The sequence below is a fragment of the Exiguobacterium sp. s160 genome, from assembly GCF_018617575.1.
GTDB lineage: Bacteria > Bacillota > Bacilli > Exiguobacteriales > Exiguobacteriaceae > Exiguobacterium > Exiguobacterium aestuarii_A.
Map to the genome: position 1 here is coordinate 125,404 of NZ_JACSKK010000002.1, position 16,696 is coordinate 142,099.

The following is a 16,696-nucleotide window of genomic DNA, read 5'->3' on the forward strand; positions in this document are numbered from 1 at the left end:
TTGTCACCTTCTTCGTTAAAGTCTATTTCTCTTCGCTCGTCACCCGGATCGTCACGATGTCTTTCGGTCGGACCGTGAACGTTTCGCCCACTCGTTCGATGACGTCTCCTGTTAACGTTACTCTCTCTAATGTTACCTGTTGTGCGAACGTCATGGTAACCGAAACATGTTCTGTCGTCGGATTGAATAGACGAATCTCACTCACATTCGGTTCGATTCCTGTCACACTCGAGAATACGCCACCTGTCATCGTGAACCAATGCTTCGCTGTCGCTGCGCGTGTTTGATGCACAATCGGTCGCCGACGGAAGCTCGTGATGTGTGTCGCCGACTCGTTCTCTCGGTTCAACACAAGTCCATATTCGAACGTGTCTGCACGTAGACATTGTGCACTCGGGACTTCAAATCCTGGTCCTGCCCCGTTTCCACGCGTGCGCAAGTCCCGTCGCGACAGCCAGCCGACCGCACGGAGCATCGTCAGCTCCACGACGTCTCGGCCGTCATATGTGCTCACTTCGTATTCTTGTAAACCGCGATGGACGAGGGTGTGCGCATTCGCCTGAACGAACGAATACGTCGGTGCTTGCGCCATGACGCACTCTTCATTTTTCTCGGCATCAAATCGCTTGTCCCGCATCGTCTCCCGTTCGTTCCAATCAAACGCCGTGTCCGCTGTCGTGACTTCGCACGTTCCAACATCAAAGGCGACACGGAGCTTGTGGTCTTGTGCCTTGTTATCTACCGTCGTCTTGAAGCGGATGAGCGGGTCGTGTTCGTAAAGTGTGACCGTCGTCGTGATCGGCATCGTCACCATCTGTTCGCTTCCTGTTTGACGTGAATCATCCAAAGAAGTTGGGACCGTCAACGCATATTCGAGACGCATCGTTTGATGGGCTTGACCACGCTCCACCGTAGCATGGCGTAGCGTCGCTTGCGTCAAACGGTCTTCTCGTGGCGGTGAATAGTTATACGTGTCTCCTGCATCGAGACTCGAGTAGAAGATATGCTGTCCTGGATAGTGTGTCCCGCTCGCTACATCAGTGATTGTCAGGCCATCACCGTCTACTTCGACTTTGACGAACGCATTCTCGATGGCGTCATCTGTTTGGTCGGGCCGTGCGACTTCTGCTTCAATCCGTTCAATCTCGCACACATAGGCTCCTGCCCCTTCGACCGGGATCGAAAAGACGACGTCATACTCGACATACTCATCGTAATGCGGCTCTGCCAAAATGTGTCGTAGAAACACTTCCTTCTCTTCCCGGCGCAAGACGTCAACCTCAATCGGTCGCCCGTTCATGCTGAGACGGATCTGTCCGAGGTCGAGTCGTTTCGGGATGCGAATCGTTGTTTCTACCGGAAGCATCCGCTCGATGGGGACGGTCGAGATCACCACGAGCTGATCGTTATAGCCTTCACCGAAATACGGTGCCGGATAATACTTGTCGAGCTGCGTCTGTTCGAACTGTCTCATGGCAGCAAGGGCACGTGCTGAACGCGTCTCCATCTCGTCATGGACGGCATCGATGCTACATCCGCAGATGCTGTCGTGCGGTTGGTTTTGTAAAATCAGTTTCCACACATACTCTCGGAATGAATCATTTCGTGTCTCCGTTCCGAGGAAGGCGTTCAAAAACCCGAGTGTGTTGAGCGCTTCATCTTCAACGAGTTGATTGTCACGCTTCAGATACGTCCTTGTCGAGAGAACACCTGGTAGGATGAAGATTTTCGATGGGTCCCGCTGTTCACCGTGTATCTTGGCGGTCGGACGATGTGTCGCCACCGCGTCCATGTAGTCAGACATGAGTGATTGACGGATCGGCAAATCGATAGCATCGAGCCGGTCCTTGATGTCCGGTGCCGTAAACGTATGGTCGGCCCCGTTCATGACCAGATAATGACCACTTTTCACGAACGGTTCGTTACGTGTCAAATAGTCATCCATCTCTTTTTGAAATGCCTCGTGCTTTAAGAACGTCTGATAATAGCCTTCGAACAAAGGTAGGACGAACGTCTTGACGTGCGACCCGTTCGGCGCGATCCACGTATTCTCGAATGAATCCGATACGGCGCCACGCCAGAGGATGGCGTGACCAATCCCGAACTGCTCTAGAATCTGTGGCATCTGCCCGATATGTCCGAACGTATCCGGCAAATAACCGATATCATGTTTCGAACCCAGTTCACGTGCCATCTTCGTCCCGATCTTCAAGTTTTGAATGAGCGACTCTCCTGCCACTAAAAACTCGTCGGCGAGTAAGTACCACGGTCCGACCTCGATTTTGCCTGCCCGGATCCACTCGACGAGCTGCTCATATTCGTCCGCACTGACCACTTCCCGGTAATCGTCGAGCACGATCGTCTGTCCGTCTAAGAAGAAGTTATCGAATTGTCCAGTCTGAAGCCGGTCGACGACATAGCGCAGCCCTTCCGTCAGTTTGAAGCGGAACGATTCGAACGATTCATACCATTCCCGGTCCCAATGCGTATGATTCAATACATGTACTTGTTTCATTGGAGGACCTCCATTCGTTCCCGAATCAACGCACCGTCGAGTTCATTCAGTGCCGTTTTCGTTTCCAATGCGAGTGCGACGGCGAGTCCCGTCGCTTCCCCGACGTCTCGTAACGTCGGTTGAATCCGAAGGGAGGCTTGCATCAAGAACGTGCTCGAGATGTGTCGTCCGGCGAAGATGACATTCGTCACTTCGTTCACGATGAGGGCACGGTACGGGATCTCATAATATTCACCCGCCGTATATTTCTTCGGTAACGCCTCATCCCCTTTGACGCGATGCACATCGACGTACCAGTCACCTTTGGCGATCGCGTCATGGAAACGGGCCCGATTCGCATAGTCCGTCTCGGATAACACATACTTCCCTTGAATTCGATACGACTCACGGATGCCGAGCTGTGTCGCTTCTTTTAATAAGAACGCCGACTCAAATCCTGGTAAATGACGGACCAAGAATCGGCTAAGACGCTGCATCATCTGTCGCCCGATCCGCACCGCTTCGGAGCGGGCGAACGGGTCGGTCGTATCCGTCAATCCAGGGATGTGGGGACAATTAAAAGAGAAGACACCCGGTTTGCCCGGTTGTGTGAACCCTTGGAAGTATTTCAAGTCGTCGGTCGTGAGTTCGCCTGTTTCCAACCCATCCCGGAATAACCCTTCGAGCACGTGCCCTTTCCCGGGGACCATGACGATCTCGAAAAAGTCCGGGTCCTCGATCTGACAGAACGTTTCGCCGAGTCCGAGCACATAGTCTCGGACACGAGCGAGGTCGACACCGCCCATCTCAAAACGGAATGTCATCTGTTGATTATGTCCGTTCTCATCCCCAGAAGACGTCGGGATGTCCGACACACGGGCGAGGACGGCGTCCGCTGAAGCATCGATGACCGCCTTCGTCCGAATCGCGATGAGGCCGGCACATGTCTGGACGATCAGATGGGTGATCGTATCCTCGTCTTTCAACACATCGATGACGACCGCATCGTATAACACCTGACATCCGACCTGTTCCAACAAATCGTCTAGCACCGAGGTGAGCGTCTCGACGTTGAACCAGCGACAGTTTGTCGTCCCATCGTCCGTTTTGACGCCACGTTCTTCCAGTCGGTCTAGTATGTGACGGTTGACGCCCCGAGGCTGTACGTGTGTCGGCATCATCGGAGAGACGAGCGCGTTTGTCTGCGTCCCCCCGAGTGCGATCGTCTTTTCAATGAGAAGTGTATCAATTCCTTCGTTCGCTGCCGTATAGGCTGCCGTCACGCCAGACGTCCCGCCGCCAACGACGACACACCCGACTTCTCGTACTACCTTGATTTCGTGTCCTGCGTAATGAATCATCTCTTCCGCGTCCTTTCTCTCTTAACCTTTCACGGCGCCATCTGTCGCACCGGAGATAAAGTATTTTTGGAGCGCCATGAATAAAATCAATGTCGGGATCGTCGTCAAGATCGAGGCCGCACTAATCAATTTCAAGTTCGAGCCATCGAAGTTTTGTGACAGTTGCGCCAATCCGATTGAGAGGGTGTACATGCTACTCTCCGTCGAGTTGAGGAGTGGCCACAAGTAGTCACCCCACGTCCCCATGAACGTGAAGATCGCCAACGTGACGAGTGTCGGTTTCACGAGCGGCAACGCCACGCGATACCAGACTTGGAAACGGTTCGCCCCGTCCAAGTATGCTGACTCTTCAAGCTCTTTCGGGATGCGTAAGTACGCTTGACGCATCAAGTAAATCCCAAACGCGGTCGCCACCTGCATCACGACGAGACCGATGTAAGAGTTGCGTAGACCGAGCTCTCCCGCGAGTTGGAAAAGTGGTGCCATGTACAGTTGGAACGGGACCATCATCGTCGCGATGATGAGCGAGAGGACGACGCCTCTTCCCCGGAAGTCCATCCGTGCGAGTGGATATGCCGCCAGACTACAGAAGAGCAAGTTCAACGGGATGGCGATCGCCGTCACGATGAACGTATTCAAAAAATAGAGACCGAAGTTCGCTTTCGAGAACGAATCGGTGAAGTTCGCGAGTGTCGGGTCTGTCGGATAGACCGTCCCGTAAATGCTTTCCCCTGGCGACTTGAGTGCCATGAACAACGTGATGAGGAACGGTCCGACCGTGATGACCGAAATGAAAATCATCAATAGATACAACATGATTTTTTGTGTCGTTTGTTTACGTTTCATCTTCACTTCTCCTTTATGCCCGTAAATCTTCTTCTCGTGAACTCGTCAACTTCATCTGAAGCAACGAAGCGCCGATTGCGAGAAGGAGCAGGACGACACCAGCGGCGGATGCGATACTGACGTCCAGTGACATGAACTTGTTGTAGATGTACATGACGAGCGTCGTCGTCGCGCCAGCCGGACCGCCACCTGTCGTCAAGGCGATTTCTTCGAACACTTTCATCCCGGCAATGATCGTCATGACCGAGACGAGGGTGACAGATGGTGTGAGCATCGGTACGGTGATACGCCAGAATTTTTGGAAGGCGTTCGCCCCGTCAATCTCAGCAGATTCATAGACGTCTTTCGAAATCGACTGAAGTCCTGCCAAATAGATGATCATGTAGTAGCCCAAGCCTTTCCACACCGTGATCGCGGATACGGCGACGAGAGCGGTCGAGCTTTGGACGAGTAAGTTTGTCGGATTGTCAAACAGGCCGAGCGATACGAAGATCGATGAGATCGGTCCACTCTGTGAATAAAGCATCTTCCACATGAGCGCGGCGACGACCATCGGCGTGACGACCGGCAAGTAATACAGGATGCGGAACGTCGAGACACCTTTGATGGCCTGATTGACGAGAACTGCTAAAATCATTGGCAAAAAGATATTCAATGGAAGAACGATGATCAAAAATAAAATCGTATTCCATAAGGCGAGCCAGAACGACGTATCTGTAAAAATCTCTTTGAAGTTGGCGAGTCCGACGAACTCTCCAGTCCCCGCAATGATTTTATAGTCCAACAAACTCCAGTGGAACGCCTCGACGATTGGAATGACGAGGAACGTGCCGAGCACAACAATCGATGGGAGTAGGAACAGCCAAGGGGTGAGGAGGTTTTTCTTCTTCCGTCTGACGACCTTCGTTTTCGTGGTCGATACAGGGAGTGCTATATTCTCTTTATTCATCTTCAGGTCTCCTTCCAATAAAACGAGCTGAACCAAAAGAGGGGTCTCCTTTTGATTCAGCTCTCAACGTTTAGAACGTCACGCTCTCTCCAGATTTCTCGAACGCGTCATCCCAAGCTTTCGCAAGTGCTTCTACTGCTTCTTTACCTGACATTTTCCCTTGTAAGTTTTGAACGAAGATATTCTTCGTCGCTTCACGTAGTTCTGCACTGTTCTCTGTCGGTGGGACGAGAACTTCGGCACGTTCGAGTGATTTTGAAGCTTGCATCATCCCGAGCGCTTTCGGTGAGTCTCCCGGATTCGTGAAGTAGTCATCCTCGAGTGACGCTTTCGTAGATGGGAGGACCGTTCCTGCCGTCTTCGCGAATTCGAGCTGATTGTCGGCATTCGTGACAAACTCGGCGAATGCGACCGCTGCCTCTTTATTCTTCGTCTTCGCCGGTACGGCGAAGTTCATGACTGCAACGTTGACCGGTGCGTCTGATGCTTCAAGCGGCTGTCCTGCTTTTGAGACTTCATAAATGTCCGGTGCGCCGCTCTCGACCGGTCCGAGGAATGTGACGCCACCTTCGAGTAATGACGTGTTGCCTGCCATGTAGAGTTCTTGACCTGTCTTGATCGAGCCTTCAGCCGCTTCTTGCGGGATCAACCCTTCGTCATACATTTTTTGCATCGTCTCGAAATAGTTGATGATGTTCGCATTGTCAGCGAACGTCGCTTTTCCATCTTCGACGATCGGTTCACCCGCGATGGAGACCATCTTCTCCATGATGGCGTTTCCGTCATTGATGACCGGATAGAACGCCGGTTTACCCGTCTTGTCCGTCAACATTTTCGACGCTTCGTAAATGCCTTCTGTCGAAGTCGGGACTTCTTTGATGCCTGCCTGTTCGAAATGATCGCCGTTGTACCAAGAGACGGTCGTCGTCAAGTACCAAGGAAGGGCGTACAGTTTGTCTTCGAACATACCAGACTTGTATGGACCATCCACATAAGCCGTTTTCGCTTCTTCCGACAACATGTCGTCGAGTTCGAGCAATCCACCTTGTGCCGCGATGTTCGACATATAGTGTGGGTTCAAGTTGACGACGTCTGGGACGTCACTACCCGTCAACGACGTCAGTACTTTTTGCTCCATTTCATTTTGTGGCACGTCTTCGATGACGACATCCACGTCTGGATGCATCTCTTCAAACTCTTTTTCAATCTCGTCAAAATACGAATCGAATGGCTCCCCTGCGAGTGAGGCCGTCCACATCGTCACCTTCCCCGACAGTTCCCCGTCACTCGATGCCGAACTGCTACCAGACTCTTCATTGCTACAAGCCATCAAGCCGACTGACAAGGCAGCGATCGATGCGCTCGCCGCGAGTTGTTTCGTACGTTTTTTCATCTTTCATTTCCTCCCCGAGATAAAATAGAAAGCGTTTTCACAAATTCATCATATCGTCTTAGAAATCTATTTGCAATACTAAAATCAAAATGAAAATAATTTTCTAAATGAAAACTCGCCCCTTTTTCAGAGACGAGTCCAACGGTTAGAACCCTTGACGGTCGATGGCGTATTGTAACCATTGTTTCATGTCAGCCGTTCGTGACTGTAAACGGTCATATAACACCGGCTCGAGTTGCTTGTTTGTTTTCATGACTTCTAGCGACTGGTCGATTCGTTGTACGTCCTCAATGGTGAGCGACTGTTTTCTCGCCGCCTTCTCAAGACGCTGAATCTCTTTGGCGAGAGCACGACCAGCTTTTTTATCCATTGCCCCTTTTGGCATATACAGGCTGTTCATCTCGCGGCGCGTGTCTTTTAACAAGGCTTCGATGGCGAGGAGCGGCTCTTCCCCCGGGTTGACGGCCGTCTCGCGCCAAGGACCTTTCCCTAGCGCATCGACGGATGGCGCGCTCGCTTGACCGAATGCGAACATGTTCACACCCGATGTGCCAAACTTCGCCGACAGGACATCGTCTACCGCCGCCCCCTCGCTTAAGTGGTGATAGAACGAGTAAATCCCAGTGAAGTACATCGTCCCTTCCGGCATCAGCTTCTTACTCGCCTGGACCGTCTTTTGAATGCTATTGAAGTCATGTCCGTATGCTTGTGGGATGACGGCATCGATGTCTTCTTTCCAGTCACTGATATACACTTCTTCCGCTCCTGGTTCTGGCGTCGCCGTCAGCATGAACTTCGAATTATTTTGTTTGGAGACGTCATGTAACTTGTCGACGAATTCATTCTCCCGTTCGCGTACCCATGTTTGGAACGCCTCCCATTCCGGCGTATCCTTCTTCAAATCAACCGGATCGATGCCGCTCACTTGCTCATAGAGCGCTCGTGTCGGTTCGCTAAATCCATACGCTTTGTCAAAACCATGATGGGGGAGTCGCATGTAATCGATGTTCAACCCTTTGATGTCGTAAGTCGATTCCATCTCCTCATAGAGCGCAAGCATATAGTCTTGCACTTCAGGCTGCATGATATCTAGCCAGTAATAGCGGCTCGACGTGTCCGGCGCCGGCTGTCCGGTCATATTCGTCCGTTGTACGGCTGCCCATTCCGGATACTGTTTGAACTGAGATGGGACACCTAGGCTCGCTTCCCCGACCATGAATCCATCTGTCCATGCGTGAATCGTCATGCCTCGCTCTTTCGCTTCCGCGATATAGGCGGCGAGAATGTCGGTGCCGTGCTCACCGAAATCACCGTTTTTGAAGTTCGGGTGCTGGGTGGGAAGTCCATACTGTTCCTGGACCGCACTCGGATAGATTGGGTATCCCCAGAACGTCGTCTCGAGATAGACCGCATTGAACCCGGCCTTTTCCATTCGATCTAAGACGGTCTCGACGCCTGCTAACGTCGATTCTTTCGGACGATGCCACACCGCACGTTGCTCGGCGACACCTGAGTCGATGGAGTAATAATAGGCATCATACGCACGCTGCGTCGCTTGCCTTACAGCGTCTAAGGCGATGACCGGGTCTGACTCCCCATTCGCCTGATCTAAATATGTCCGAGCGGAACGGAGCGCCTCATCCGCCAAGTCGAGCGGGACGTCAATCCATTCCGCACGCGCTTTTGCAATCGACTGTTCGGCCTTCTCAATCGCCTTCTCACTTTGGAACGCATAGCTGTCCACATCCTGTGTGATCGTAACGACCCCGTCCGTCACGTCGACTTTCGCCCCGATGATGCTGTTCCCTGAGAGGAATGCCGAGCTGACACCATGCCCACTGACGACGAATCCGTTATCTGGGATGCTTGAATTCCCGCCACCAAGCTTCGTCACATAGCCGTCCTCGACCGTGATCTCATAGCCATATACATTCGTCTTCGTAGACTCTCCGAACGCAGGCGTATAGACGATCAACTGGTCCGGGCCACGGAATCCATCGAACGGTGCCCCGTCCGGGTTCGACGTTCGCGTTGGGTCGACCGCGTTCGCCGTGCGTTCTTCTTGTTTGACGACCGGCTCCTCGAGCATGATGCGCTCCCCGACTTCGAGCTGACGCAAGAACGAAGCGACCGCTTCCGTCGTGTCTTTCCCCGTCGACAGGACGAGACCGTTCTCTGGGATCGGACTGTTTCCGCCTCGTTTCTCCGCTACCGTGTACGTATTGATCCCGACTTTTTCTAGCACGACTTCCGTACTCGCCGGGTTCGTCTCCGTGTAGTAGCTGAACTGATCGTTGAAGATGATGAGTTGCTGCTGGTTCGCGAGTTTGTTGATGCCCCCGACACGCATCTCATCACCAGAGGCATCGATGACTTTCGTCACCTCTTCAGCTGCCGCTCCTTGCATCGGTAATAAACTTCCCAACAACGTGAGGCTAAGTGCCGTACCAACTACGTTACGTTTGTTCATCCCATTCACTCCCTCTTCTAGTAAGTAACCGCTTACAAAAAACAACATAGCATAGAGGGTGATAGGTAAAAATAATCATTTTACTTTTATGGAATTTATTGAAAATTATTTTCATTTCAAGAATAGAGCTTCCCGTCTTACATTTGTCTGCATGAATGACTAGTTCCTTCGTCCCAATATGTCAATGAAGTCTGACTTGTTCACCCAGAATGAAAAAAACTCCGTCAAAATGACGGAGTACTCACAATAACAGGGCGATGAACTTCAGTTTTTCTTCCTCGTGGCGGCTCGAGAGGCCGTGTCCATATTCCGGATAGACACGGAACGCCTTCTCACCGGAAAGTTCACGGAATAGCGCATACCCTGTCGACGGAGGGCAGACCTCATCTAAAAGACCGACCCCGACCATGACAGGACAGGTGATGCGTCTCGCAAAATTGATCCCGTCGACATAACGAAGCGTATCGTACACTCTCGCTTCCGACTCGTGAAGAGGATCGTGTACTTTGAAGTAGTGCGAGATTTCTATGTACGGGCCGTCCGTCGCGAGCTCGACCCCTCGCGGCATATCACAAAGGAATGGGATATCAACCAATGCGGCCTTCACTTTCGGATGCAAGGCGCTGACCCCAAGGGCGATACCACCACCCTGGCTCCCCCCTTCGACGATTGCTGATTTCGCACCTGACAGCATAAGGGCGACATCGAGCGCACGGACCGCGTCGAGCATGACCCGCGTATAATAATACGTCTCTTTCTTGAAAATCCCTCGCGTCATCCATCCGGCAGCACCTCCCAAAGGCATGAGCACGGATTGCTCCGGGTCCATTCCTTGGTCACGTGTCTCCACGAGCAGCACGGCCATCCCTTGTACGACATATTTCATGGCGATGTGAGGCTCGTGCGTATTCCAGTTATACCCGTGATAGAGGACGACGACGGGAAGCGAGCGGTCAATCGCTGTCGGTTTGACGAACGTCGCCTTATGTACAATCGCCCCATGCGACAAGTAACGGATTTCTTCCATCTCGACGTTCCGGACGTAAGCGGGGATCGGATTCCGCTCAATCTGCATCGGGACCTCCCGCAACGTCTCGAGTTCTCGTTCCCAAAACAAATCAAAGTCGTCTGGCATCGTGACGCTCGAGCGGTAAGCCTCTAACTCACGGACCGACACATCAACGCCCGGCATGGACGACATCTCCTTTCTTGATGGCGAGGGCGAGAGCCCCTTTTAATCCGGCGAAATCACCGAGTGTCGGTGGGACGATATACGTCTCCAACTCATTCACATACGGATTTTGGATATAGCCGTTCATCTTCTGTCGAAACGCTTCACGCACTTTCGGGAACAGGTGTGACTGCTTCATGACACCACCGCCAAGAATCATCCGCTCCGGGGCGAGAATGAGGGCGATGTTGACGAGCGCCTGTGCCAAATAATCCGCCTCGATGTCCCACGCCGGGTCGCTCGGGTCGAGCAAGTGCGCCTTCTTGCCATGTCTCGCCTCGATGGCTGGACCTGATGCCAATCCTTCAAGACAGTCTCCGTGATACGGACAGACACCGTTCGACAGATCATCCGGGTGACGACGGACCATCATGTGCCCCATCTCTGGATGCCCCATCCCGTGGACGAGTTCCCCGTCAATCACGGCACCCGCTCCGATTCCGGTACCGACCGTCATGTAGAGACAACTCGAAACGTCCGTCGCCCCGCCAAACGCCATCTCTCCGAATGCCGCTCCGTTCACGTCGGTATCGAGCACGATCGGAACTTGAAAATGTGCCTTCAACACGTCATAGAGTGGATAGTTCGCCCACTTTATTTTCGGTGTCGTCGTGATGCATCCATACGTCTCACTCGACGGATTCAAGTCGACCGGACCGAACGTGCCGACACCGAGCGCCTCGATCGTTTCTCCTTCAAAGAACGCGAACACGCTTGCCATCGTCTCTTCCGGGTCCGTCGTCGGGATGGACGCGTGACGGATGACGTCCCCTGTCTCCGTCCCGATGCCACAGACGATTTTCGTCCCCCCTAATTCAATCGCTCCAAACATATGTAGCTCCCCTTTCCAGTGTGGTGTCCTACTCACTTTAAATTGCAATCGCTTACAATTAACTCCATGCTACCCTTTACGACGCGCGGTTGCTCGCTCACCGTCACGACGAGATGGTCGCCCTTCTCGAGCGGGACCCCGTCCAACGTGCCCTCTCCGTTCAACACAGTGATGAGACGGAAGCGGTCCAGTGGTCTGAGCACAAACCCGTCTGTGACGTCCATCCGATAGACGTTGAACTCGTCCGTCTCGATCAATGTCTGAACCGTACCACTCGTCACGTCTTTCGTCGTCGGATGGACGATTGTCGGTGTATCCGGTACCGTCGTCACTTCAATCGCTTGATCGAGATGGAGCTCGCGGGCATTCCCTTCGTCGTCTGTCCGATCAAAGTCATATACCCGATACGTCGTGTCTGAAGATTGTTGCGTCTCGAGGATGACAATCCCTTCCCCGATCGCATGGATCGTCCCGCTCGGCACGAAAATGAAATCGCCTGCCTTGACCGGTTGACGACGTAACAACGTGTCCCACTCACCGTGCGCGATCGCTTCGGCCAACTGTTCTTTCGTCTCCGCCGTATGTCCGAGAATCAATTCCGCGCCCGGCTCGGCCTCGACGACGTACCAACATTCCGTCTTCCCGTATGGCTCTCCTTCTAGACGCATCGCTTCCTCATCGTTCGGGTGGACCTGTACGGACAGGTCGTCCGCCGCATCGAGCAGTTTGACGAGGAGCGGGAAGCTGTCGAGCGTGTACGCCCCAAACAATTCGCGTTTCTCCTTCCACAAATCAGCGAGCGTCTGCCCTGCAAATTGACCGGAAGTGACGACGCTCATCCCGTTCGGATGGGCCGAGATGCCCCAACACTCGCCGATGTTTCCTTGCGGCAGGTCATACTCGAACGTCGTCTCGAGCTTACGCCCTCCCCAAAGTCGTTCCTGAAAGACTGGTGTGCATGTTAAGATCATGATTCATTCCCCCATTTTCACATCAAGAAATCGCTCAAAGGTGAACGTCTTGAATGATTATAAATCGAAGTTCTGAACTTGCTTCATAAAGCTTATGAAATTGGTCTATACATTTCAAAAGACATCATAGCACATCTTTTTTTAAGAAAGCAGAATTTCTTTAAGTGACATGGCACACAATCGTACTTATACCCGCTTCAATTGGGTATTTCACAATTCTATTTTTTCATAGCTAATCACGGACATAAACACGTACCAGTCTTGGAAATTTTATTTTCCAAAGTGTGATATCGGGTCGCCTAATCAAAGTCGAAGATGATTGTATACGTTAAGTATAAAAGATATAGCGTCAATCCTATATCGCTTTGCTTCAAAGATTGTCGGCAACACGATTGAACTTATCTTCAAGTATTTCCAATTGTGACAAGCATTTTTTCATTACGAAATTCCACTGATTGATCACATCGAATGCTTCACCTGGTTAATACAACGCCATCAGGAAAGAAACGCTATTCTTCTCCTTTCTGTCGTTGTTACACCAATGCCTAACGCCTCTGTCACCTTAATCCCCATGTTACCGGAGATATCCCTTGGGCTTATGTGTGATAAGGGCGGTCGCTAGGCGGGGGGAATAGCGTTTATACTCGCTCTAACCTAGGAATACGAAAGAGCGCTCGGAAAAGAATCGAAGATGAAAACGATTGACGAAAAAATCGTAGAATGGGAGCCGATGATCCATTACGTCATCCGCCACTTGAACATCCACCCGAACGAGCAGGACGACTGTGTCCAAATTGCCCGCATCGCCCTATGGGAAGCATTGAACCGAGGCTGTACGCTATCGAAGACGTACTGCTTCCAGCGCATCCGTGGGGCAATCTTGAACCATCAACAAAAGAACGCACGGCACTTGAAACATGAGGTCGCGGCCGAACGGCTCCCCGAACAATGTATGACATCCGAGCGTCATCTGTTTGACTGGCTCGACGAACAACGAAAGAACCTATCCCCACGCCACTTCGAACTTCTCTGTCACCTGATTGACGGCACGGAACAGACACTCGACTACTCCGCAAGCCGATTGCGCGCATATAAGGCCGACGTTCAACGTGAGTTGCGAGAAGAGTTATATTCGAAGGAGTGATTAATAATGAACCCAATTCAAATCAAAGACGCCATTACAAATTACTTGGAAGATGTAGAGATGCGGCAACAACGTTCACCCGAGACGGTGAAGACGTATCGGAACACGTTACGTCGATTCGAGCAGATGATGCAGCAGTCGAATGTGGTGTATCTGAAAGACGTGGATGAAACTGACCACGCGTTCCCTTATCGAGACAAACTTGTAGACGAAGAGCTAGCGTTCAACACGATTAAAAAATATGTGAGTGTACTCAAGTCGTTCATGTCCTACTCGGTCAAACGAGGATGGATCACACGTAATCCGTTCGTACTCGTCAATGTACCCGGTGCCGAAGCAAAACGACAATCCATCATTTTAAGCCGAGAACAAGTGAATTTGCTGCTACATCATGCACACAATGCGACATTGTATAACATCTTTTTGATCGGCTGCGATGCTGGTTTCCGAATCAGTGAGACGTTAGATTTAAAACTCGAGGATGTATCGTTTGAGTCGAACGACATCATCATTCGACACGGGAAAGGGAATAAAATGCGGGAAGTGCCGATGACCGAACGGATCCGTAAATCGTTGGAGCGCTATATTCAGGTCGAGCGGCCAAAATCAGACAAGGACTCGCGATACTTGTTTATCATGCCGAACGGCTCAAAAGTCCGCGCGAACTATGTGAATGAATATCTCCTGAAAGTATCAGAGGAACAGCTCGGCTTCGGAATCACGAGCCATGTCCTCCGTCACAGCTTCGCAACGGAGCTTTATAACGCCGATGTCAAAATCACAAAGATCAGCCGATTACTCGGTCATGCTTCGACCGAGACGACCGAGTTGTATCTGCACATTTCGAAAGAACAAAATCAAGAAACGATTGAAGTGTTGAACAAGAAAAATCGTGACGTGGATAAGGTTTTGAAGAAACAGAAATGACCTTTAAGTTATTTAGTAGGTCTATGATCTCCGATATATTAAAATAGTTAGTTAGTCCAATTTTGTTTTTAAAAAATGCAGGGCAGTTGATCAAACTGCTCTGCATACTGCTTTATTTAATCACGACTATATAGGTCACGTGTGTACACTTTATCAGCAACATCTTCAAGTTCAGGATGCAATCGATTAGTGACAATAACATCCGCAGTTTCTTTAAATTGCTCAAAATCATTGATGACTGGCGAATTGTAGAACGTGTCATCTTTTAACACAGGTTCATATACAACAACTTCGACACCTTTCGCCTTAATACGCTTCATAATCCCTTGGATTGAAGACGCACGGAAATTGTCCGAATCTGTTTTCATCGTCAAACGATAGACTCCAACACGTTTTGGATTTTGTTTCAAAATTGATTCTGCCACAAAATCTTTACGTGTACGGTTCGCATCAACAATTGCACCAATGATGTTGTTTGGCACATCTTCGTAGTTAGCAAGAAGTTGCTTCGTATCTTTCGGTAAACAATACCCACCATAACCAAACGAAGGATTATTGTAGTGAGAACCAATTCGTGGATCAAGACCAACGCCCTCGATAATTTGTTTCGAATTCAAACCTCGAACTTCAGCATAAGTATCCAATTCATTAAAGAATGCAACGCGCATAGCCAAATAGGTGTTCGAGAATAACTTAATCGCTTCTGCTTCAGTCGAGTCAGTTAACAGTACTTCAATATCTTCTTTAATTGCAGCGTCTTTTAATAAGTTTGCAAAGACTTCAGCACGCTCTGACTGCTCACCAACCACAATACGTGAGGGATAGAGATTGTCATGTAACGCTTGACCTTCACGCAAGAACTCTGGAGAGAAGATGATATTTTCAGTATCAAACTTCGCTTTGACTTCCTCCGTATAGCCTACAGGTACAGTCGATTTTATTACCATAATGGCGTCTGGATTAATCGCTAAAACTGTTGCTATTACACTCTCAACTGTTCGGGTGTTGAAATAGTTAAGAACCGGATCATAGTCTGTTGGTGTTGCAATAACAACATATTCGGCATCTTTGATTGCCATCAGATTATCTATAGTTGCATTTAAGCTCAACTTTCTATTTTGAAGAAAGTCTTGAATTTTTGAATCAACGATTGGTGACCGTTTTGCATTAATCATGTCAACTTTTTCTTTAATAATATCCAATGCTACGACTTCATTATTTTGTGCAAGTAATACGGCCATGGAAAGACCTACATACCCTGTACCAACTACTGTGATTTTCATGATTATCTCCTTACTAAAAATCTTTAACTTTCAATATTTAAACATCCTCTTATAAGTAGCATTTAGAATATAGAAACAATAATAAAAAATCAACTTATGTATAGGAAGCTTTTCAATATTCTTATATACATTCCAGGTTCTTTTTAAAGAACTTAAGTTATTGCCCGACAAAGACCCTTTAACAATACGATATTTTGCTAACGATTCCTGTATTCCATATGCTTTATGACCTTTTTTTAAAATAGCTAACCAAGTAGCGGTGTCTTGCCCAGCTCTGACATTAGGCATTCTAAAATCACCAATTTTTGTACGATCTATAACCACCGTCAAACATCCAATTATTGTATTTTTCAGTAGTTTAGAGTAGTCCATAACTAAAGGTACATTTACATTTTTTGATGATAGTTCCCCTGTTTCTGAAATCGTAGAATAGGCTGAAAATGAGAATCCAATATTATTTTGTTTCATATAACTAATTTGAACTTCTAATTTGTTATCTTCCCATAAGTCATCGCTATCCAAAAAAGCTATGAATCTTCCTTTCGCTAATTCTAATCCTGTATTTCTAGCAATAGCAGCACCTGAATTTTTTATAAGCCTATGATATAGAATCCTATCATCTTTTGACTGAAGCTCTAAAATTATATTTGAAGAATTATCATTTGAACAATCATCAATAATGATTAATTCCCAATTCTCAAATGATTGATTCTGAACCGAACTGATCATTTCTTTAATGAATTTTTCAGAATTATAAACAGGAGTTATAATTGACACCTTATCACTAAATTCCAA

General features: G+C 49.5%; 13 protein-coding genes. 2 read left to right on the forward strand and 11 right to left on the reverse strand.

Going from position 1 to position 16,696, the window contains the following annotated elements:
• Window positions 1–22 precede the first annotated feature (22 nt).
• The 9 genes from KNO86_RS06505 to manA all read right to left on the reverse strand — a co-directional run bounded on the left by KNO86_RS06505 (window position 23) and on the right by manA (window position 12,547).
• Entirely contained in the window at window positions 23–2,515 is a 2,493-nt protein-coding gene (locus KNO86_RS06505) for a glycoside hydrolase family 38 N-terminal domain-containing protein (RefSeq protein WP_214694297.1), read from the reverse strand.
• On the reverse strand, window positions 2,512–3,855 hold the full coding sequence (locus KNO86_RS06510; protein WP_214694299.1) for an FAD-dependent oxidoreductase: 1,344 nt from the start codon (window positions 3,853–3,855) through the stop codon (window positions 2,512–2,514). Before KNO86_RS06510 ends, KNO86_RS06505 begins: the two co-directional genes overlap by 4 nt.
• Window positions 3,856–3,876: 21 nt before the next feature.
• Complete coding sequence (locus tag KNO86_RS06515; protein WP_026825194.1) at window positions 3,877–4,701, reverse strand: carbohydrate ABC transporter permease; 825 nt, start codon at window positions 4,699–4,701, stop codon at window positions 3,877–3,879.
• A gap of 13 nt (window positions 4,702–4,714) precedes the next feature.
• Window positions 4,715–5,650: a carbohydrate ABC transporter permease gene (locus KNO86_RS06520; protein ID WP_214694301.1), complete on the reverse strand. Its 936-nt coding sequence runs from the start codon at window positions 5,648–5,650 to the stop codon at window positions 4,715–4,717.
• Window positions 5,651–5,720: 70 nt separating this feature from the next.
• Window positions 5,721–7,043 (reverse strand): ABC transporter substrate-binding protein, encoded by a 1,323-nt coding sequence (locus KNO86_RS06525; RefSeq protein WP_214694303.1) that lies wholly within the window; start codon window positions 7,041–7,043, stop codon window positions 5,721–5,723.
• Between the two features lie 145 nt (window positions 7,044–7,188).
• The gene (locus KNO86_RS06530; protein ID WP_214694305.1) at window positions 7,189–9,513 is read right to left on the reverse strand and encodes a glycoside hydrolase family 10-like protein; all 2,325 of its coding nucleotides are present in this window, start codon (window positions 9,511–9,513) and stop codon (window positions 7,189–7,191) included.
• A 241-nt stretch (window positions 9,514–9,754) separates the two neighbouring features.
• The gene (locus KNO86_RS06535) at window positions 9,755–10,705 is read right to left on the reverse strand and encodes an acetylxylan esterase (protein ID WP_214694307.1); all 951 of its coding nucleotides are present in this window, start codon (window positions 10,703–10,705) and stop codon (window positions 9,755–9,757) included.
• Entirely contained in the window at window positions 10,692–11,576 is an 885-nt protein-coding gene (locus KNO86_RS06540; protein ID WP_214694309.1) for an ROK family protein, read from the reverse strand. Before KNO86_RS06540 ends, KNO86_RS06535 begins: the two co-directional genes overlap by 14 nt.
• A 32-nt stretch (window positions 11,577–11,608) precedes the next feature.
• Window positions 11,609–12,547, reverse strand: coding sequence for a mannose-6-phosphate isomerase, class I (gene manA, locus KNO86_RS06545; RefSeq protein ID WP_214694311.1), 939 nt, complete (start codon window positions 12,545–12,547; stop codon window positions 11,609–11,611).
• A 691-nt stretch (window positions 12,548–13,238) separates the two neighbouring features.
• Here manA and KNO86_RS06550 point away from each other — a divergent pair.
• Window positions 13,239–13,691, forward strand: coding sequence for a sigma factor (locus KNO86_RS06550; protein WP_214694313.1), 453 nt, complete (start codon window positions 13,239–13,241; stop codon window positions 13,689–13,691).
• Between the two features lie 6 nt (window positions 13,692–13,697).
• Complete coding sequence (locus KNO86_RS06555) at window positions 13,698–14,618, forward strand: tyrosine-type recombinase/integrase (RefSeq protein WP_214694315.1); 921 nt, start codon at window positions 13,698–13,700, stop codon at window positions 14,616–14,618.
• A gap of 116 nt (window positions 14,619–14,734) precedes the next feature.
• Here KNO86_RS06555 and KNO86_RS06560 read toward each other — a convergent pair whose 3' ends face one another.
• Both KNO86_RS06560 and KNO86_RS06565 read right to left on the reverse strand, forming a co-directional pair.
• Window positions 14,735–15,901, reverse strand: a complete 1,167-nt coding sequence (locus tag KNO86_RS06560) for a nucleotide sugar dehydrogenase (RefSeq protein ID WP_214694317.1) — start codon at window positions 15,899–15,901, stop codon at window positions 14,735–14,737.
• A gap of 30 nt (window positions 15,902–15,931) precedes the next feature.
• On the reverse strand, window positions 15,932–16,696 hold the full coding sequence (locus KNO86_RS06565; RefSeq protein ID WP_251126947.1) for a glycosyltransferase family 2 protein: 765 nt from the start codon (window positions 16,694–16,696) through the stop codon (window positions 15,932–15,934).